This window comes from Hymenobacter jejuensis, from assembly GCF_006337165.1.
Classification (GTDB): domain Bacteria; phylum Bacteroidota; class Bacteroidia; order Cytophagales; family Hymenobacteraceae; genus Hymenobacter; species Hymenobacter jejuensis.
In genome coordinates this window covers 220421-240190 of the sequence record NZ_CP040896.1, presented here as the reverse complement: position 1 = coordinate 240190, position 19770 = coordinate 220421, and the positions used below count along the sequence as shown (strand labels likewise).

The following is a 19770-nucleotide window of genomic DNA, read 5'->3' as shown; positions in this document are numbered from 1 at the left end:
GCAAATGTCTGGTGCTACTGGGTAGCCGCTGCCGCTCCTATGACCTTATGAAAGAAAGCCTTAGCTCCTTTGGCCCGACTAGAGGCTAAAGAAGCTAAGGCTTCGGAATATCAATTCGGCGATAGATCTGGCAACCAGTACGGGCTACGTGTGAGCGGCCAGAGTGAAGCGCGGCCGGGATGTAGCCCCATGATTGTTAGGCTCTTGAACTGGTAGTTAAGATCCCGCGGCGCTCTGGTTAGCCACGGGTAAAATCCTCCACGATCTGCACGCATACGGGCGTAGGCACGGCCACGGAAACGCCCGTTGGGGTGAGGCGCCCGCTGCGGCTGTCGATGCGGAATACCACGATCGAATTCGAATCTTGGTGGGCGACCAGCAACATACGCCCCGCCGGATCGAGGCCAAAATTGCGCGGGGTTTTGCCCTGCGTGGCTACGTGCTGGACGAGCGTGAGGCGACCACTTTTGGAATCGATTGCGAAAACGGCCACGCTATTATGGCCGCGATTGGAAACGTACACGAAGCGGCCGTTGGGCGCAACGTGCACGTCGGCTAGCGTATTAGTCGAGGTAAAATCGGCGGGCAGCGCCGACAGCGTCTGGATTTCGCGAAACGTGCCCTGCGCCGCATCATAAGCGAGAGCCGTTACGGTCGAGGCAATCTCGTTGGTGAGGTAGGCAAAGCGTGCGTTCGGGTGAAACGTGAGGTGGCGCGGACCGGCGCCGGGCTGGGCCCTGAAAGCGGGTGTATCGCGCAGGCGTAGCATGCCGGTGGGCGCGTCCAGCGCGTACGCAAACACCGTATCAAGGCCCAAGTCAACGGCAAAAGCAAACCGGTTGGAAGGGTCCGCGATGATGCAATGCGCGTGCGGGCCTTCTTGGCGGCTGCGGTTGGGGCCCGAGCCGCGGTGCTGATCGGTGCTGGCCGGGGACCGAAGCTGGCCGTCGGCCTGAATAGGCAAACTGCTGATACTGCCGCTGTTATAATTGGCCACGAGCGCGCAGCGGTCGCTATGATCAAGGCTGATGTAGCAGGGGCCGACCCCCGCGGAGGATTGCCGGTTCAGCAAGCGCAAGGCGCCCGTGCTTCGATCAATAGCAAAGGCGCTAACGGCGCCGCCCTGCACGCCTGCAAACTCATCGACGCGCGTGGCGGTGTACAGGTGTTGCCTTTTCGCGTCAAGAGTAAGAAAACCCGGTTTTCCGCCCGCATCCAAGGCACTTACAAGCGTGAGCGCCCCGGTAGCCATGTTCAGGCGGTACAGGAAAAGGCTCTCGCTACCGGCCAGCACAAACGTGCCCACGTACACCAAGCATTCCGGCGCCTCGCTTCGCGGCACCGACCGGGCACAACCAGCCAGAACGGCGGGCAGGCTGAGCAATCCCAATCCTGCGGCTTTCAGAAAATCCCGGCGGGTACACGCTGATTTTAACATAAATACTTGGTTATCAAATAATTATGGTTTGATGAACCATGTTCGTTCGGCGGCGGCCGTTACGTAAGCCACGTCGCCGGGAGCGAAATTGGACTTGCCCGTCCGGATGGTTAGCGTCGCGTCTGCTACGGCCACTTTCAACTCGTAATAGCTGCCGAAAAACTGCGCGGACTTTATCAGGACTCGCACGCCTTTGCTTTTGGATGTTCCGATGGTAAAATCCTCGGGTCTGATTAGCAGGGTGTTGCCCGTAGGCAAGCCTTTGATTGAGCTAGCCAAAGCCGCCAGGGCGCCGCCGTTCACGGCGTTGTAGTCGCCAAAAAGGCCGGCTACGTACTCGTTAGTTGGTTGCCGGTAGATCGTTTGGGGTGCACCGCGCTGCACCAACTTGCCCGCCTGCAACACCAATACCTCGTCGGCCCACGAGAGTGCATCCAGCGGATCGTGCGAAACGAGCATGCAGGTGATGCCCAAGCGCTCGCCGACGTCCTGAATAACCGACTGCAAAATCAGTTTATGCACCCGGTCGAGGTTGGAAAAAGGCTCGTCGAGCAGCAGAAGCTGCGGCGCTCCCAACAGCAGCCGCGCCAACGCAATGCGCTGACGCTCACCGCCTGACAGTTGGTTGGTCTGGCGGCTGGCCAAATGGTTGATGCGGCATACGTCGTAGAGCGTCTGGGCTTCTTGCGCCGAGCGTTTGTTGGCGTAGCGCAGCACCTGTTCCACCCGCAAAAACTTAGGCAGCTCAAAGTGTTGCGACAGATAGGCCACGCCCGCCTGCCCCGGCACCAGCACTTCGGCTGGCCCTTTTACCCGCCGGCCGTCGAAGTGTACTTCTCCAACGCTGGGTTGAATCAGGCCCGCAATGATCTGTAATAGAGTGCTTTTGCCGGCGCCGGTTTCGCCAGAAAGCGCGATTTTTTGGTGTCGCTGCTGGTTGAAGCCGATGTCTTGCAGCGCCCATTTTCCTTGTTCCTGAAAGCCAATTCCGGAAACCGTTAACAACTCCATGTAGCTTACAGGGTCTGTAATGTAAAGATTGTCAAGTAGATGCGTGTTATTTGGCGGAGCACCCGATCTGCTGCCGGCTCGCTAAAGCACCCTGCCCACGCGCCGGACCTCGCCTCGAAAGATAGAGGAAGCAAACCGGACCAAGCTGCCAAAACGCAAAAGCCCCTTAGGCGCGTCTTTGCACCAACCATCCGCACCGCTGCCGAGTGGCGAGCCAAAATAGGAAGCAAGAAGGCTATTAAGAAATTAAAGAGGCGCTCCTATTATTGGACTGATCTTACGGAATAGATTGATAATCATCGAATTACTTGATTCGCGATCACGGTCATACGGAGTAATTCTGATCATTGTCTGCTCGCCTTGGTCAAACTCGTCTGCAAGCGCTGGAGGCCTTCCCCAGCCCAAAACACAGCTAGGGCAAGGCCAGAGCCCAGCAGCGAATCGAGGATGCGGCCCTGCACCGTGACCAGCGTATCGCCAGCATGGCCGGCCGTGGAGTTGATCAGTGCCATGGGCGTTATGAAAAGCAGGGCCAGCGCATAGTTGCGCGCTACCACTACTTCCGTGGCACCTTGCAACAGCATGAGCAACAGCACGATGCCAAGGCCGGCCGGATGCAGCAGCGAAAGCAGCTCAAAGACCAATACGCCCGCCACGGTGCCGATCATGCGGTGCACGCCCTGGATGCTGGTAAGGCGTCGCGAGTAACTTGACTGCAATACGGCAATGGCGCTCAGGACTACCCAATATGTCCGAAACGCACCCAGCGGCCGGCTGACCAAGCAGGCTACCGTCACGGCAATTACCACGCGCAGGCCAATGGCGATGGCCTCCGCGGTAAGCTCGAAGCTTGGTAAGGCTGGCAGTACTGCCGGGACGGAAGCAGCCCGCCGCGCACTAGGCAAGATTAGTGGCGCCACGATCACCAGATAAGCCAGCGTACTTCCCAAAGCGATCAACCCGAGCAGGCGCAGACCGGGCAGTGCCACGCCCCCAAGGGAAGCAGGCGCTGTCAGGTGGTTGCTAACCGCGGCCACCAGCACAAACATCATCGGGCCGGGCGGGCCGAGCCGGAAGCCCAACGACAGCGTGCAGGCCAGCGCACTCACCGCGATCAGGCAAGCGGTCGTCAGCCAAGCATTGCCCGCGCAAGCGATTCCGAGCGCTGCCGCCAATAACAGGCCCAACGCCACAAAGGGCAGCACCCGAGCCCGGTCGGGGCGGTGCAGCCCAGCGGCGTACAGCGCCGTGAAACTGCCCAGTGCCGCCTGCAACCCCAGGGGTTGATGGCCGGCCAAGGTGAACAATCCGACGGGCAGGCCCATGGCCAGGCTGGCTTCCAGCCCTACCTTCCAGCGCCAGGGTGCATCGTGAAGCTGCACGAGGCTGTGGACCGCGCGCCGGGTCCGGGGGACATACCGCCTAATATGGCCTCTCATGCAGTAAGACTAAGGCAGCCGATAACCCGCCAAAGTTAAGACTTCGGTGTACGCAGGCTTAGCTTATACGGGGGCGCCCAAACTCTTAATTGTTACGACGAACATAGCTATTTGATAATCAAATAGTTATTAATAAGGGCTGCTAGGGCTTCATCTTAACGCCATACCGGCAAAATCAGAACAAGTCGTTTTTTGTCGGGACGGTGTAGGGCTGTTCTTTGCCGGTGGTTTTGGGCAGGCCAAAGAAGAAGTACAGCGTGCGCTTGGTGCTGCCAGCGACGTGGTTGAGCTCGCTATTGGGCCCGAGGTTTTTGGTATTGGCGTCGATGTTGAGCGCGAGCTTGGTGCCCAGCGGCGGAATGCGATCCAGGAAGGAAAAGTTGCCCACGGGCAGCGCCGGAAACGGCTTCACCCCTGATAATCCGTAGAAATCCAGCAGGCGCACAAACATGTCGGGCTCTTTGCTGGCTACCAAAAACTTGCCTTCTACGGTGTTCATTTCCAGCCACGTAATATCGGCGAAGTAGCCTTTAAACTCCGGGTAAATCCAGGGCGCGGCGCCGGTTTGGGTGTTGTTGTAGGCGTTTTCCCACACGTTGGTAGTCACGCCCTGCAAACGGTTTTTCCAGACGCGGTAGGGGCCTTTGCCCAGCCATTTGGCACTCAGTACGTAGTTTTCGGGATAGGTAAAGCTGATGCCGGTAAAGGGAAAATCGCCGTTGAGCGCGTACTCGTATTCGAGGCTCACCCAGCCGGTGCCGTACATTTTCCAGCGCACCGATTTCAGGTCGCCGGTGTAACGGACTTCCACCACTTCGCCATCTTTTTCGGTGCGGTGGGTGAGGCCCGCAAACGTGCTGTTGCCGGCTACCAGCACCGGGCCGTTGCCAAACGAGAGCTTGTCGCCGTTGTTGCCGCGTACGTCCGTGATGTTGCCCGTTTTCTTGTTGAAACCCACCGTGATGTCGGCCGCCTTGAGCACCAGCAGCGAGTCGCTGTCGGTGACGGCTACGGGCTGCTTACCGTCAAACGCCACGATGCCGTCGAGGGCTTTTTCAGGGCTGCCGGTTTTCCATATCCATTTGTAAACCAAGTTCTTATAGGGGTCATACGCCGACAGCACAATGGCATCGTAATTCTTCCAGTCTTTGGGCAGCTTCAGATCCAGGTTGCCGGTAGCCAGCGGTGCCACCGAAGGGCTGCCGATGCGGGCCTTTTTCTGCGTGATGTAGCCCGCAAACGTGTCGCCGGGCTTGCGGTAATTCACCAGCTCCCACTGAAAAAAGCACTGGTTGAGGTTGGTGAAATGGTAGCGGTTTTCAACCGGAACCTTGCCTTTAAACGACTTGGGCAGCGCTGGCAAGTCTATTTTGATCGGCGAAAAAATCTCGCGCAGGGCGTAAAAGCTGCCTTCCTTTTCGCGGTGCGGACCCAGCACGCCGTCGGGGGCGTTCACGCCGTTCACGTCGATGATGTTGTTCTGGTCGGTGCGCACAATGCCTTCGTCGATCAGCGCCCACAGGAAACCACCGCCCGAGCGCTTGGCGGCCCAGTGCAGTTCCCACATGTCGTGCAGCCCCACGGCTGCGCCACCGTCGTCCTGGGAGTGCAAAAACTCCGTGGGCATGTAGATCAGGCTGTCAGCCAGGATCTTCTGGGTGCTATAGTAATTCTCGTAGTGGTTGCAGTCGATGCCGTTGTAGGCATTGCCGGGGCGGTGGTGGGCATGAATTACGGGCCGGTTCGACAGATCGTATTTACCAAAATCATCGTCCAGCTCCTTGTTGGTGCCTCCTTCGTTGCCGTTGCTCCAGAAAATGATACTGGGGTGATTGACGTCCTTGATCACCATTTCCTTCACCAGTTTCTCGCCGGCAGGGGTGCTGTAGGCCTTTTGCCAGCCCGCCAGCTCGTCGAGCACGTACAGCCCCAACGAGTCGCAAAGCTCCAGAAACCGCGCATCGGGCGGGTAGTGCGACATGCGTACCGCATTCATATTCATCTCTTTGATGAGCTTGACGTCCATGAGATGAATCGAATCGTTGAGCGTCCGGCCGGTCTCGGGCCACCAGCTGTGCCGGTTGATGCCCTTCATCTTGACTTTGGTGCCGTTCACATAAATGCCGTCGCCGCGCCGGATCTGAATCGTGCGGAAACCAAACTTGTCGGAGGTTTGGTAGAGCGTATTGCCACCTGCTTTCAACGACACTTTCACCCGATACAGGTTGGGCGTTTCGGCAGTCCATTGCAAGGGTTTAGTCACTTTGGTCTGGAGCTTGACGAGCGAATCAGTGGCAGCTACGTTGGCCTGCGCCGTGCCTACGGTTTTGCCCTGCGCATCCAGAATTTCGGCTTGCACCTGCCCGGCCTGCTTTGCGTTTTTCAGGAACACGTTCATGGCAAACGAGCCATCGGCCTTCGCGTCGATGGCCGTGTGCGAGATGAATTGCTCGGGATAGGCCTCCAGGTATACCGGCCGGAAAATGCCACCAAAGATCCAGTAGTCGGCCAGCCGCTCGGCGTTGTTGACGGACGCGTCGGCCGACATTTTGCTTACCGTAACTTCCAGTGTATTAGGCTGATCGAAGCGTAGCTTGTCGGTGATGTCGTACTTAAAGCGGTAGAAAGCCCCTTGGTGAATAGCGCCCGCCGGCTGCCCGTTGACCTTTACTTCGGTATCAGTCATCGAGCCTTCAAACACGATGTACACGCGCTTTCCTTGCCAAGCGGCGGGTACTGTAAACGAGTGCTTGTATTGGCCTTTCTCGTCGGCGAAGCGGAAGTTTTTACCGTAGGTTTTGTAGTCGCGGCCGTAGTTGTAGGAGCCAAAACCCTGCTGCTCCCAGCACGAAGGCACCTGAATCTTCGTCCAGAAACCGCTTTTGCGCCCGCCGGTGCAATAAAAGTCCCAGGTGGCTGTGTGGGTATTATCGGTGCCCGACAGGTATTGCACTTGCTTGGCCGTGGGTTGGGCCACAGAGGCCACGGACCACAACAGGGACAAGCAAGTAAGCCAACAAGCTAGAGGGAGGCGCATAAGCTGGAGCTACTTTGGGAAGGTTTATCTGCCCAAAGTACCAGCTCGATTTGCGTTTAGTAACCTGTACTATCCTGCTCCCGACGCAGGCGCTTACTTCACCAGCTGCACCGAGCTGTCGTTGATTTCGTAGGGGTGGTTTTTGAGCAGCCGAATCACTTCGGCGCCGGCCAGCAGCACCGGGCCGTAGCCGTGGGCGGCGTACACGTTCACGGGTCGGTAATAATAGAAAGCCGGATCGAAGCCCATGCCGGTCCCGACGCAGGTGCCTTCCACCTGGCCGGTGGGCGTGACTTTGGTGCTCACGGCGTTCCAGGCGAGCAGCGCCACCGGGCCGTAGGCTTTAGCATCGATCCAGCCTTTGTTTACGGCATGGGCAATGGCGTAAGCGTAAATGGCCGTAGCGGAAGTTTCGAGGTACGAATCGTTGCGGTCGAGGAGTTGGTGCCAGAAGCCCGTGCCCGATTGCACCGCCGCCAAGCCCTTGACGTGCGCCTGGAGCTGCGCCAGAACCGCGGCCCGCCCCGGATGGTCTTCCGGCAGCACGTCTAGCAATTCTACTTTGGTCAGCAGGGCCCAGCCGTTGGCCCGCGCCCAATGAAACTCGGGATGAACCGTCATGCCCTGCACCCAGCCGTGCATGTATAAGCCCTTGTCTTTGTCGAACATACGCTGCGAAAACTGCGTGAACTGCTTCACCGATTCGTCGTAGTAGCGTCGTTCGCCAGTCAGCTTGCCCATCTGCGAGATGGCCGGAATGCTCATGTATAAATCGTCGAGCCACAGCGTATTCGGCTGCGGACGATTGCGAGCCAAGGTGCCATCGGCGAGGCGGAACTCCTTGGTCATGATGTAGTTCATGAAAGGATCGATCATCGGCCGCAGGTCGGCGGGCGCCCCGGCGCGTTGGGCCTTGATCATGGCCGCAGTCAGGGCGCCGCCATCGTCTAGGGCGTGCGGGTTCATAAAGCCCCGGATGGGAGTGGGCGCCTGCGGGTTAGCCGTTTGGTAAGCGCGAAAGTAGGCCGGCAACTCCGACAGAAACTTCAGGCGGCTGAAGGTATAATCGGTGTATTTCTTATCGCCGGTTACCTCCCCGAGCAGCAACATGCCCGAGTACGTAACGCCCCATTCGTAGCTGGTCAGGCGAAAATCGCCGGGTTTCAGCACCGCATTCGGGTTGAACTTGCCGCGAGTCGTGACGGCGGCGTTGGTCTGTTTATCAACGAGTTCGGCGGGCGTAACGGCGTTCAGGTAGTTGTACACCCGATCAACTACTTGGCGCACGTCGTCGGGGGTGACTTTGCCATAAGGCACCGGGTACGCGGGTTGCAACAGGTGCAGGGGCGTGGTAGCGTCGTTGGCTTTCGGCGGGTTTTGCTGTGCCATCGCCGGTGCCACACACATCAACAGGCCCAGCACGTGTAATCTGCTTTTTAGTAACAGGTTGGTTGTCATATAGATGGGATTTCTGGATGGGTTGAACGCGCAGCAAGCTTCGTGCGCTCGGCGGGCGGTGCAAGAAAGCTTTTGAAAGTACACGCCTTCTGACAATCGCCCTACCTGTACTGTCATGTGCCCCCATTAGGGGTAGGCGTCAAAATATAGCAACTAGCCGGAAAATGGTCGAATCGCAACGAAAAAGCATATATTTTGTTTAGTATAAATTTGATAAAAAAATGGATTATAAATACCTTGTCTTCGTCTCTTAGGTGATGCGCCTAGGCATCGACACGGGCAATTGTGGGGTCTGTTTGCGCAGCAACAGGCTTAGGTTGGGCATCTGAAGATGCAGCAGGGTTGTGGCGTCTGCGCGAGAAAGAGGAGTTTTGTGTATCCCATGTAAATCATTATGGGTCAACATATTGCATCTTTAATTAGGCCTGTTCTTCTACTCGGCATTCTGGCCTTTGCGGCCGGGGCTCAGCGGAAAGGAGGCCTCCCAAAACCGCAGGCCGCGCCGAGCACACCGGCAAGCGTGCGTCCGCTGGAAAGCGGTATCCTGTCGGTGCCGGTGAGTGGTATCACCGAGGCCGGCTATTTGCTGCCGGTAGTCGCCCACGCCAACGGCTGGGTGCGGCAGGTATTTTTTTCGGAAGGAGACTACATCCGGGGCGGGCAGGTGATGCTGAAGCTCTTCAACGATGACATGCCTTCCGCCGACTTTAGCCGGGGCTACGTAACGGCTCCGCGAAACGGCTTTCTGGTTAAAAAACGCGTCGATGTGGGAGCGCACGTGCGGGCGGGTACCTACGTGGCTACGCTGCAAGATGTATCGAACATCCGGGTCAATCTGGTGGTGCCACCGCAGGTAGGGCAGGGCGTACAGATCGGCGATCAGGTGCAGGTGCGCATAACCGAGCTGCCCAAGCGAACCTTCACGGGAGTGATCAGAAGCGTCACGCCCCAAACGTCGCCCCGCCCCAGCACGGTGGTCGCAATTACGGTGCAAAACGGCGTTGCCCCCCTGATAATGCCCCTTATGCACGCCAACGTCGTGCTGAAAACACAAGGTGCGCCGCCCACCATGGCGAAGCGCTAAACGGCGCTTTTAGCTCTGCGCACGCGGTCAGAATTGCTTGCTAAGTTATTCCTCATTGTAAAATACACTATGCTATGCGGATACTTTTACCAGCGGGTATTCTTTGGGCGGCGGCCTTCGGCGTGGCCTTTGCGCAAACCTCCAGCACCACCTCCCCAACCGCGCCGGCCTCGGTAGCGACGGTTGTGCCAAAACCCAATGTCCCGTTTAAGGAACAAAAAACCATCGTGGTGGAAGCCAGCCAGCAATACAAAGCCGGCAAGCTCAAGACCATGTTCCTGGGCAAAAATTACCGGCAGGAATGGGAGCAGCCCGTCCGGGTGCCGATCCTGAACCTGGGCACCTCGCAGGGCGGCTTGCAGCCCCTGCGGCAGGGCGGAGGCAAGCAAACCAAGTCGCTACGCCTGCGCGCCGCCAACGGGCGCGAGTACGTGCTGCGCTCCATCGAGAAAAACACCGAAATGGTGTTGAGCGCCGAACTCCGTAACACGGTGGCCGCCAAGGTGGTACAGGATCAGGTTTCGGCGGCGCACCCGTATGCTGCGCTTACCATTCCGGTGTTGGCCGAAGCAGCGGGAGTGGGACACACCAATCCGGAGTTGGTGTATGTGCCTGATGATGAGAAACTTGGCGAATTCAGGTCGATATTCGCCAATACACTCGCCATTCTAGAAGAGCGCGACCCGCTGGTGCCGGGCTCGTTTGCAGGCCGTACGCTGGAGAAGAACTACAACACCGACAAGGTGCTGGAACTGCTGCGCGCCGACTTCAAAAACCGGGTCGATCAGAAGGAATTGGTGCGTGCCCGCCTCTTCGACGTGGCCGTGGCCGACTTTGACCGGCACGAAGACCAGTGGCGGTGGTTTGCGTACGAGCGGCCCAACGGTGGCATGCTGCTGCGCGCCGTGCCGCGCGATCGTGACCAAGCGTTTTTTGTCAACCAAGGATTGCTGCCCAACATCGCGAGCCGCGACTGGGCCGTGCCGGCCGTGCAGGGCTTCGATGGCTCGCTGCGCAACGTGAACACGTTTATGTTCAGCGCGCGGTATTTCGACCGGTCCTTCCTGACGGAGCCTTCGCGGGAAGAATGGCTGGCCATCGCGCAGGACATGAAAGCCCGCCTTACCGATGCCGTCATTGAGAAGGCCATTCATCAGTTGCCCGATACCGTTTTTCGCTTCTCGGGGCCTACGATCATTGCCCACTTGAAATCGAACCGCGACGCGCTGCCCGCCTACGCCGATCAGTATTACCGGTTTCTGGCGCGCGAAGTCGACATTACGGGCAGCGACAAGTCGGAGTATTTCGAAGTGGCGCGCCTAAACGATTCGCTCACCCGCGTCCGGATTTACCCGCTCGGTGCCAACGATCAGCCGGAGGGCGATCCGCTCTACCAACGCACCTTTAAGTGCCAAGAAACCAAGGAAATACGCCTGTATGGCTACGGCGGACACGATGTGATGGACGTGAGTGGCGATGTGCACAAAGGCATTACCGTGCGGCTGATCGGGGGCGAGGGCGAGGACGTGTTCAGCGATCGCTCACGCGTAGCAGGGCTGCGGCATCACACGCTGGTCTACGACACCCCAACGGGCAACGAGCTGAAGCTGGGCCCGGAAAGCCGCAACCGCACTTCTACCGATTCTACGGTCAACCAACACAACCGCCAGGCGTTTCGGTATGCTTACGCCGGGCCCTTGCTGCCCATCACGTACAACCGCGACGACGGCGTGTTTCTGGGCGTCGGCGTGGAACTGCGCCGCCCTGGTTTTCGCAAGCTGCCCTGGGCAACCGTACATCGCTTGCAGGCCAACGTGGCCCTGGCGACCGGCGCCTACAGCTTTCGCTACACCGGCGAGTTCAATCGGCTGTTCGGCAACGCCGACCTGCTCGTGCGGGGCGATCTGCAAACGCCCAATTTTGTGCGCAACTTCTTCGGGTTTGGCAACGAGGCAGTTTATGATAAAGGTCTGGGAATCAACTACTACCGGGTGCGCTACAACAACGCTGCTCTGCAAGTGCTGGCTCGGCAGCGCCTCGGGCAGCACCAGGAGTTTTTTATCGGGCCCGTCTACCAACGGGTGCGAGTAGAGCGGACGCCGGGGCGCTTCATCTCCGCGTTTTCAACAGCCGATGACTTCTTTTCGGCCAAACACTACGGCGGCCTGAAAGCCGGCTACACCCTCGATACGCGCGATAACGACTGGCACGCCCACAACGGCCTGTTGTGGCACACCGAATACACGGGCATGCGCGGCCTCACAAACGCAACGCACGACGTATCGCAGCTAGCTTCGGAAATAGCCGGTTACTGGACGCCCGCCGCTACGCCCGGCATTACCTTGGCGGGCCGCGTAGGTACCCTGCTGAATTTCAACAAGTACGAGTTTTACCAAGCTGCCACTCTGGGCGGGCTTTCCAACCTGCGCGGCTATCGGCGCACGCGTTTCGCGGGCGAAAACAGCCTCTACAACAACCTTGAGGTACGCGGGCGGTTTGGCACCTTCAACACCTTCCTGTTCTCGGCCGATTTCGGGTTTGTCGGCTTTCACGACGTGGGCCGTGTGTGGACCGACGAGGAAAATCACTCGGATAAGTGGCACACCGGCTACGGCGGCGGCCTCTGGATGGAGCCATTCCGCAAGGTGCTGCTTGTTGGGACGTACAACTTCTCCCGCGAAGATCGCTTGCCGGTGATCCGGTTAGGCTTCCTTTTCTAGCGCAATAGCGGTAGTGTTTGTTAGCGAAGCAATCGGCTAGAAGTGCAGGCGAAACACGCTGCCCGCCCCCTCCACCGACTGCACCTGAATGCTGCCTTTGTGCAGGTGCATGATCTGTTTGGCCAGGCTTAAGCCGATGCCCGAACCGCTTTGGTGCGTCGTGAAAAACGGGATGAAAATGCTGTCCAGCAGTTCGGCCGGAATGCCCGTGCCGTTGTCGATGACTTCCAGCGTCACGCGCTCGTTTTCCTCGGCTTTGCCCACCAGCTGAATCTGCGGATGCTCGCGGCCTTCTACGGCATGGGCGGCGTTCAGGATCAGGTTGATCAGCACTTGCTCCATCAGGCGGCTGTCGGCTTGCAACAGCAGGTCCGCGGGCTGCACGGAAATTCGCAGCTCGATGTCTTTTTCGGCCAACTGATGGGCCAGCAGCGCCCGAATGCTGTGAAAGAGCTCCTGTACGTAAATGGTTGTCAGTAAAGGAGTTGTGATTTTGCTGAAGTTGCGGTACACCTGAGCAAAGTTCAGCAAGCCTTCGCTGCGGTGCTGAATGATGCGGATGCCTTCCTCCACGTCGTCGAGCAAATCGGGGTCGTAGAGGAGCGGCTCGGTGGTTTTTTCTTTTTCCAGACGCACGTGGCGCCGCAGTGTATCGGCCAGCGACGCAATGGGGGCCACCGAATTCATGATTTCGTGCGTCATCACGCGCAGCAGCTTCTGCCACGCTTCCGTTTCGGTTTCGTCGAGCGCGTGGCTCACGTTTTTGAAGGCGATCAGCGTGAACTCCCGGCCGTGCAGCTTAAACGAAGTGGCCGACAGCAGCAGCTGCATCGTTCGTTTGCCCACCGTCAGCTTCACCACCGAAGGGTTGCCCGGCTCCAGATGCGTGATCGCGTCGTAGAGCCGCTCGTGGCGCTTTTGCAGCGCGTGAATATTGCGCAGATACGGCAGTTCCAGCGTTTGCTTAAACGACTCGTTGACCCACTCGACGTGCCCTTCGGCATCGTACGAAATGATGCCGGTGTCGATGAGTTCCAACACGGTTTGCAGGTACTTAAACTGCGCTTCCTTCTCGGCGCTGAGCTGCCGGAACGTGCTGTTAATCTGGTTGAAAGCCATGTGCAGCTGCTTCAGCGAGGGGTTGGTGTGCTCTTCGTTGAAGTGCTGCGAAAAGTCGCGGTATTTTACCGCCAAAATAAAGCTCGCCAGCTCCTTGTTGCTGCGCGTGACGTAGCGTGCCAGTTCCAGCACCAGCACCACAAGCAGAAATGCGGCAAAAAATACCGGCCCATAGGTGCTTTTGTGGGCATAATACACAGCTCCGTACAGCAAGACCAGCAGCGCCAGCAGCCGAAAGAAAATGCCGATTTCGAGCCGTTTAAAGATCATGTTTTTCGAGGCGGCGGTAGAGGGCGGTGCGCGTGATGCCGAGTTCTTTGGCAGCCTTGGTGATGTTGCCGTTGTGGCGCTCAATGACGCGCAGAATGGTGTTTTTTTCGACTTCGTTTAGTTGCAGCGGACCTTCGGCAAAACCCGGCACCAGCAGTCCAGGCTGGGGGAGGGACGTTTCCATGGCCGAAAAGCTAAAGTCTTGCGGGCGAAGCACATTGCCTTCGGCCAGAATCACGGCGCGCTCCACTGCGTGCTGCAACTCGCGGATGTTGCCGGGCCAGCTATGCTGCTTGAGTTTTTTGAAAGTAGCCGGCTCAAATTCGGGCGTTGGCTTGTGGTTGCGGGCCGCGTACAGGCCCGCAAAGTGCTTGGCCAGCAGCAACACATCGTCGCCGCGCTCGCGCAGGGGCGGCAACGTGATTTCGACGGTGTTGATGCGGTAGATCAGGTCTTTGCGAAACTGGCTTTTGGCGGCCAACTCGTAAATGGGCACGTTGGTAGCCGAAATCAGCCGAATGTCGATGGGCACGGGCGTATTGCTGCCCAGCGGAATCACCTGCCGGTTCTGTAATGCCGTCAGCAATTTGGCCTGCTGCGGCAGCGAGATATTACCGATTTCATCCAGAAACAGCGTGCCGGTCGAGGCGGCCTCGAAGCGGCCTACGCGGTCGTCTTTGGCATCGGTAAACGAGCCTTTCTTGTGCCCAAACAGCTCGCTTTCAAAAATACCTTCGCTCATGGCCGCCAAGTCCGCCGTGACGAACGGTTTGGTAGCGCGAAAAGACCGTTGATGCAAAGCCTTGGCTGCCAGTTCTTTACCCGTGCCGTTTTCGCCCAGCAACAGCACGTTGGCCTCGGTGGGCGCTACCTTTTCAATTTTATGAAACAGGTCCTGCATGGGCTCCGAGTTGCCCAGCATGGCCGCGTCGGCGAAAGAGGCCGGGCGCTTGGGCGCGTTGCTGGCGGGCCCGGTTTTGCGGATCTTGTTTTGCAGCGTGGCTTCCAGCGTTTCCAGGAATTTCTCGTTGTGCCAGGGCTTCACGATGAAGTCGGTAGCGCCGGCTTTGAGCGACCGCACCGCCGTGCTGATTTCGCCGTGCGCCGTGATCATGATGACGGCGGCGTCTTTGTCGCGCTCCAAAATGCGGCCGAGCCAGTACAAGCCCTCGTTGCCGGTGCCCAGATTGCTTTTGAAGTTCATGTCCAGGAAAATGACATCGAACGCCTGCTTGCTCAGCACCGACAGCAGGTTCTCCGGGTTACGCTCCGTGACGACTTCCTGCACCTCGGTTTTGAGCAGCATCTTGACCGCAAACAGAACATCTCTGTCGTCGTCGACTACCAGAACGCGCGCCTTATTAAAAGCCATTGGAACTACTGCGATTGAAGAATTAAATACCTGCTTTGGAAGCGTGAAAGCTCTATTTCCAAGGCCTATCATAAACTGTACTAAGATAAAATAACCCGCTTTGGAGCTTTCTGAGCAGGATTTTTCTTGGCCCGTTCGCTTGGGTGTATCGCTACCGGACAGCAAGTTGTATCAAAAGCGAACACTACAACCATCGGGTGCAAAGTATTATTCCATAATATATTGATAATCAAGTAATTATACAAGTGGCATAATCCTTACTTGATGCAGCAGGAAGGCGTTTGCGAAGACAAGCAAAGCCTTCGGATAATTATGGACGTACCTATTCAAAAGAAAACCTGGACGCTTCGCAAGCTGCTGCTCTCGGGGGGCGTGATTTTGGTGCTGGCGCTGCTGGCCGCAAGTTACTTTTCCACGGCGGGGCCCAGCAAGCTGAACGTCGACCCGGAGCGCATCACCATCAGCGAAGTTACGAAAGGTAGTTTCCAGGAGTTTATCCCGATTGACGGCACCGTGATGCCGATCAAAACCATCTACCTCGACGCCACTGAAGGCGGCACCGTGAAGAGTGTGCTGGTGGAAGACGGCGCCACGCTCACGCCCGGCCAGCCCATTATTCAGCTCGCCAACACCGACTTACAGCTGGAAATGGTGAACCGCGAAACGGCCGTGTTCGACCTGATGAACAACCTGCAAAACACGCGCAACCTGATGCAGCAAAACCGCATTCAGCAGCTCAACCAGTTTGCCGATGTGGAATATCGCCTCAAGGAAGCCAAGCGCATTTACGAGCTGAACAAGACGCTCTACGAACAGAAGGTCATCTCGAAGCAAGAGTTTACCGAAAGCCAGAACAACTACCAGTACCAGGTGCGCAAACGGCTGCTCACCCAGCAAACCCTCAAGCAGGATTCGGCGGCGATGCGCCAGCAGATCAACCAGATGCAGGAGTCGGTGGGACGCATGCAAAGCAACCTGGCCCTGATGCACAAGAAGATGGACGACCTGACCATCAAGGCGCCGGTAGCCGGCCGGATCACTTCGCTGAATGCGGAAATCGGCGAATCCATTTCGCGCGGGCAGCGCATCGGCCAGGTAGATATGCTCAACGGCCTGAAGGTGCGCGCCAACATCGATGAGTACTACATCTCCCGCATTTTTCCGGGGCAGAAAGGCGAGTTTACCCTCGATGGCAAGCGCTACGAGCTGAGCGTCAAGAAGATATACACGCAAATCAACAAGGGCCTGCAAGTCGATATGGAGTTTGTGGGGGTCGCTCCGCAGGGCATCCGCCGCGGCCAGACCTTGCAGGTACGCCTGGCGCTCAGCGACCAGACCCGGGCCGTGCTGGTGCCCAAAGGAGGCTTTAACCAGAAAACCGGCGGCAACTGGATTTTCAAGGTCAACGAAAGCGGCACCAAAGCCTACAAAGCCGACATCCGGCTGGGCCGCCAAAATCCCGAATACTACGAAGTGCTCGAAGGCCTGAAGCCCGGTGATAAAGTCGTGACTTCCAGCTACGAAGGCTACGAAGACATGGGCGAACTAGTGCTCAAGGAGAAGCAAGAATAAAAATCCAACGGCACCGCGCCGTTTTGAGCGCATTAATAAAGTGCTGACAATTAGATTCTTATAAAACATCAACCTACGCCAACCCACAGTAACGCTGACCGCCATGATTCAGATTGAAAACCTCGAGAAAGTATACCGCACAGAGGAAGTAGAAACCAAAGCGTTGAACAAGGTATCCCTGGCCGTGAACGAAGGAGAGTTTGTTGCGATCATGGGGCCGTCGGGGTGCGGGAAGTCTACCTTGTTGAATATCATTGGGTTACTGGATGAGCCTGATGGCGGCAGCATCAAGTTTGCGGGCACCGAAATCGCGCATTACAGCGAGCGCAAGCGGGCCGAACTGCGCAAGAAAAACCTGGGGTTTGTGTTCCAGAGCTTCAACCTCATTGATGAGCTCACAGTGGTCGAAAACGTAGAGTTGCCGTTGATTTACCTGGGGGCGAGCGCGGCCGAGCGCAAAGAGAAAGTCGATCGGGTGCTGGAGAAGATGCAGATCATGCACCGGCGCAATCACTTTCCGCAGCAGCTCTCGGGCGGTCAGCAGCAGCGCGTGGCCGTGGCGCGGGCCGTCATCAATTCGCCCCGCCTGATTCTGGCCGACGAACCCACCGGTAACCTCGATTCGACCAACGGCAACGAGGTGATGGAGCTGCTCACGGAGCTCAACGAGGCCGGCACCACCATCATCATGGTGACGCACTCCGAGCACGACGCCCGCTATGCCCACCGGGTGATTCGGCTGCTCGATGGCGAAGTGGTGATGGAGAACGTGCACAAGCAGTTTACGACTTGATTGCCTCGGGTTTTTGGTTAAAGGTCTTATTATGAGCAGCTTATATTTTATTCATACGGCGCATGTTTAAGCACTCGCTCTTGCTCATCTACCGCGGCTTTGTGCGGTCTAAAACCACGTTTTTCATCAACCTAGTCGGGTTGTCGACGGGTTTGGCGTGTGCTTTGGCCGTGTACCTGTGGGTAAACGACGAATTGAGCTTTGACAAGTACCACCAAAACGAGGGCCGGCTTTTTCGGGTGATGGAAAATCAGCGCACGCCCGAAGGAGTAAATACCCGCGACGGAAATACTCCACTTTTGGCCGAGGCGCTACAGGCTGAAATGCCCGAAATCGAGTATGCGGCCGTCGCTACGCCCCCTAATTTCTTTCCCAAGTTTACTCTGGTAGGCAAGGGGAAAAGCATCCGGGCCGTCGGGAAATATGCTGCCAAGGGCTTCTTCCGCATTTTCACTTATCCGCTGATTCAGGGCAACCCAGACCAGGCTTTGGTAGACAAAAACGCCATTGTTCTTTCCGCTGAGTTCGCCACCACGTTGTTCGGAACCCCGGCGAATGCCATTGGAAAGTCGCTCGAATGGCAATTGGCCGATCTCAAGCAGACGTGCGTGGTGTCAGGGGTTTTTGACCGCATCCCGCCCAATTCTTCCGAGCAGTTTGACTTTGTGCTGTCTTTCGATGCCTTCAAAGACATCATGAAAATGGGCCGCAGGGTTGACTGGGCTGATGCAAACGGCCCGTTCAGCACCTTTGTCGTGCTGCAGGAAGGTGCTAATTCGGAGCAGTTTAACAACAAGATCGCGGGGCTGCTCAAGCGTAAATCGGCTAAAAACGCCAACCGCACGCTTTTCATCGAGCCATATTCGGCTAGTTACCTCCATGGCGAGCACAAAAACGGTGTGAGCGTAGGCGGACGCATCGAGTACGTCAAGCTGTTTTCGGCCGTTGCTACTCTCATCTTGGTGATTGCCAGCATCAATTACATGAACCTTGCAACGGCGAAAGCTTCGCGGCGGCTCAAGGAAATAGGCGTCCGCAAAACATTGGGCGCCAGCCGGGCCACGCTCGTAGTGCACTTTCTGACCGAATCGGTGCTGACGGCCTTTTTGGCCCTGCTTATAGCTGTGGTGCTTGTGCAAATAGCGCTGCCTCAATTCAATGAAATTACCGGCAAGCACCTGACGCTTGCCCCGAAGCTGAGCGTCATGGCTGCCTTTCTGGCAATTGCGCTGCTCACGGGGCTGCTGGCGGGCAGCTATCCTGCTTTCTATTTGTCGGGGTTCAAGCCGGCTGCCGTATTCCGAGGCACCTTGATGAATTCGGTAGCCGACTTATGGACGCGCAAAGGACTCGTTGTGTTTCAGTTTACGCTGTCGGTGCTGTTCATCGTATGTGTGCTGGTCATCCATCGGCAAATCGCGTTTGTCCAGGCCAAAAGCCTCGGCTACGACAAAAGCAACGTCATTTATTTCGAAACGGGTGGTAAGTCAGCTCAGCAGCCGGGCGCCTTTCTGGCCGAACTCAAGCGGTTGCCGGGTGTGGTAAATGCGTCGGGCATGTGGGGCTTTTTTGTGGAAATGGGTCCGCACGGGCCGGGGCCAGAGGTAGAGTGGGAGGGCCGGAAAGTAGCCACGAACAACCTAGGCGTAAACTACGACCTGCTTGAAACGCTGGGTATTCAGATCAAGGAAGGACGCAGCTTTTCGCGGAAGTTTCGTTCCGACAGCCTAAAAATCATCGTTAATGAAGCTCTAGTGGCGAGGTTGGGGTTGCAGCACCCGGTCGGTACAGCCCTGGGCACGGCGCAGATTGTGGGGGTGGCCAAGGATTTTCACTATGCCTCGCTGCACGAAAAAGTAGAGCCCTTTATTTTTCGCTTGGAGCCCCAAGCAGCTGGTACCGTGCTCGTTAAACTTGCCGCCGGGCAGGAGAAAGAGACCATCAACCGCCTTCGTCGATTCTATCAGCAATTCAACGCTGGCATGCCCCTGGATTACCAGTTCCTCGATGCAGCTTACCAGGCCCAATATGCTTCCGAGCGGCGTGTTGCACTGCTTTCACGCTACTTTGCCGGCTTGGCGATTGTCATCTCCAGTTTGGGCCTTTTGGGCTTAACCACTTTCACCGCCGAGAAAAGGCGCAAAGAGATTGGCGTTCGCAAAGTGCTAGGAGCCAGCCAAGTAAGCATTGTGTATTTGCTGTCCATCGACCTGGCCAAACTTGTGATAGTGGCGATCGCATTGGCTTTGCCCCTCAGCTACCTGGTGGTACGGCAGTGGCTGAACAGCTTTGAGTATCGGATACCCTTGGAAATCTGGTACTTCCTCGGCGCAGGCTTCCTGGCGCTGCTGGTGGCATGGATTACTGTTGGAACGCAAGCTGTGCGGGCCGCCCGAGCAAATCCGGTGCTCTGCTTGCGAGACGAGTAAGTCGGCTTTCTTGTTGATGTAATTTATT

12 protein-coding genes are annotated in these 19770 nt (G+C 57.3%); 5 read left to right on the top strand and 7 right to left on the bottom strand.

The genetic code is table 11. The features are described 5' to 3' along the window. Window positions 1–238 precede the first annotated feature (238 nt). The 5 genes from FHG12_RS00865 to FHG12_RS00845 all read right to left on the bottom strand — a co-directional run bounded on the left by FHG12_RS00865 (window position 239) and on the right by FHG12_RS00845 (window position 8332). Window positions 239–1438, bottom strand: coding sequence for a lactonase family protein (locus tag FHG12_RS00865; RefSeq protein WP_139513674.1), 1200 nt, complete (start codon window positions 1436–1438; stop codon window positions 239–241). A 21-nt stretch (window positions 1439–1459) separates the two neighbouring features. Then, the gene (locus FHG12_RS00860) at window positions 1460–2449 is read right to left on the bottom strand and encodes an ABC transporter ATP-binding protein (RefSeq protein ID WP_139513672.1); all 990 of its coding nucleotides are present in this window, start codon (window positions 2447–2449) and stop codon (window positions 1460–1462) included. 344 nt (window positions 2450–2793) lie between these two features. Further along, a complete protein-coding gene (locus FHG12_RS00855; protein ID WP_165699262.1) occupies window positions 2794–3831 on the bottom strand; it encodes an FUSC family protein in 1038 nt (345 codons plus the stop codon). Window positions 3832–4063: 232 nt separating this feature from the next. Then, on the bottom strand, window positions 4064–6892 hold the full coding sequence (locus FHG12_RS00850; protein WP_230471239.1) for a glycoside hydrolase family 2 TIM barrel-domain containing protein: 2829 nt from the start codon (window positions 6890–6892) through the stop codon (window positions 4064–4066). 126 nt (window positions 6893–7018) lie between these two features. Beyond that, window positions 7019–8332 (bottom strand): glycoside hydrolase family 88/105 protein, encoded by a 1314-nt coding sequence (locus tag FHG12_RS00845; protein WP_230471360.1) that lies wholly within the window; start codon window positions 8330–8332, stop codon window positions 7019–7021. Window positions 8333–8903: 571 nt separating this feature from the next. Here FHG12_RS00845 and FHG12_RS00840 point away from each other — a divergent pair. Both FHG12_RS00840 and FHG12_RS00835 read left to right on the top strand, forming a co-directional pair. Further along, a complete protein-coding gene (locus FHG12_RS00840) occupies window positions 8904–9467 on the top strand; it encodes an efflux RND transporter periplasmic adaptor subunit (RefSeq protein WP_165699261.1) in 564 nt (187 codons plus the stop codon). Window positions 9468–9541: 74 nt separating this feature from the next. After that, window positions 9542–12187 (top strand): BamA/TamA family outer membrane protein, encoded by a 2646-nt coding sequence (locus FHG12_RS00835; RefSeq protein WP_139513663.1) that lies wholly within the window; start codon window positions 9542–9544, stop codon window positions 12185–12187. Between the two features lie 36 nt (window positions 12188–12223). Here the strand turns inward: FHG12_RS00835 and FHG12_RS00830 are convergent, their stop codons facing one another. Together FHG12_RS00830 and FHG12_RS00825 are read right to left on the bottom strand one after the other, a co-directional pair. Further along, window positions 12224–13576 carry a sensor histidine kinase gene (locus tag FHG12_RS00830; protein ID WP_139513661.1) on the bottom strand — a complete coding sequence of 451 codons (1353 nt, stop codon included), beginning with the start codon at window positions 13574–13576 and terminating at the stop codon, window positions 12224–12226. Beyond that, a complete protein-coding gene (locus tag FHG12_RS00825) occupies window positions 13566–14948 on the bottom strand; it encodes a sigma-54-dependent transcriptional regulator (protein ID WP_139513659.1) in 1383 nt (460 codons plus the stop codon). The genes FHG12_RS00830 and FHG12_RS00825 overlap by 11 nt, the downstream gene beginning before the upstream one ends. Window positions 14949–15260: 312 nt before the next feature. Between FHG12_RS00825 and FHG12_RS00820 the strand changes: the two genes are divergently transcribed. From FHG12_RS00820 to FHG12_RS00810, 3 genes are all read left to right on the top strand, one after another. Then, a complete protein-coding gene (locus FHG12_RS00820) occupies window positions 15261–16520 on the top strand; it encodes an efflux RND transporter periplasmic adaptor subunit (RefSeq protein ID WP_139513657.1) in 1260 nt (419 codons plus the stop codon). 103 nt (window positions 16521–16623) lie between these two features. Continuing rightward, entirely contained in the window at window positions 16624–17313 is a 690-nt protein-coding gene (locus FHG12_RS00815; RefSeq protein ID WP_139513655.1) for an ABC transporter ATP-binding protein, read from the top strand. A 62-nt stretch (window positions 17314–17375) separates the two neighbouring features. Further along, window positions 17376–19742 carry an ABC transporter permease gene (locus FHG12_RS00810; RefSeq protein ID WP_139513654.1) on the top strand — a complete coding sequence of 789 codons (2367 nt, stop codon included), beginning with the start codon at window positions 17376–17378 and terminating at the stop codon, window positions 19740–19742. Window positions 19743–19770 lie beyond the last annotated feature (28 nt).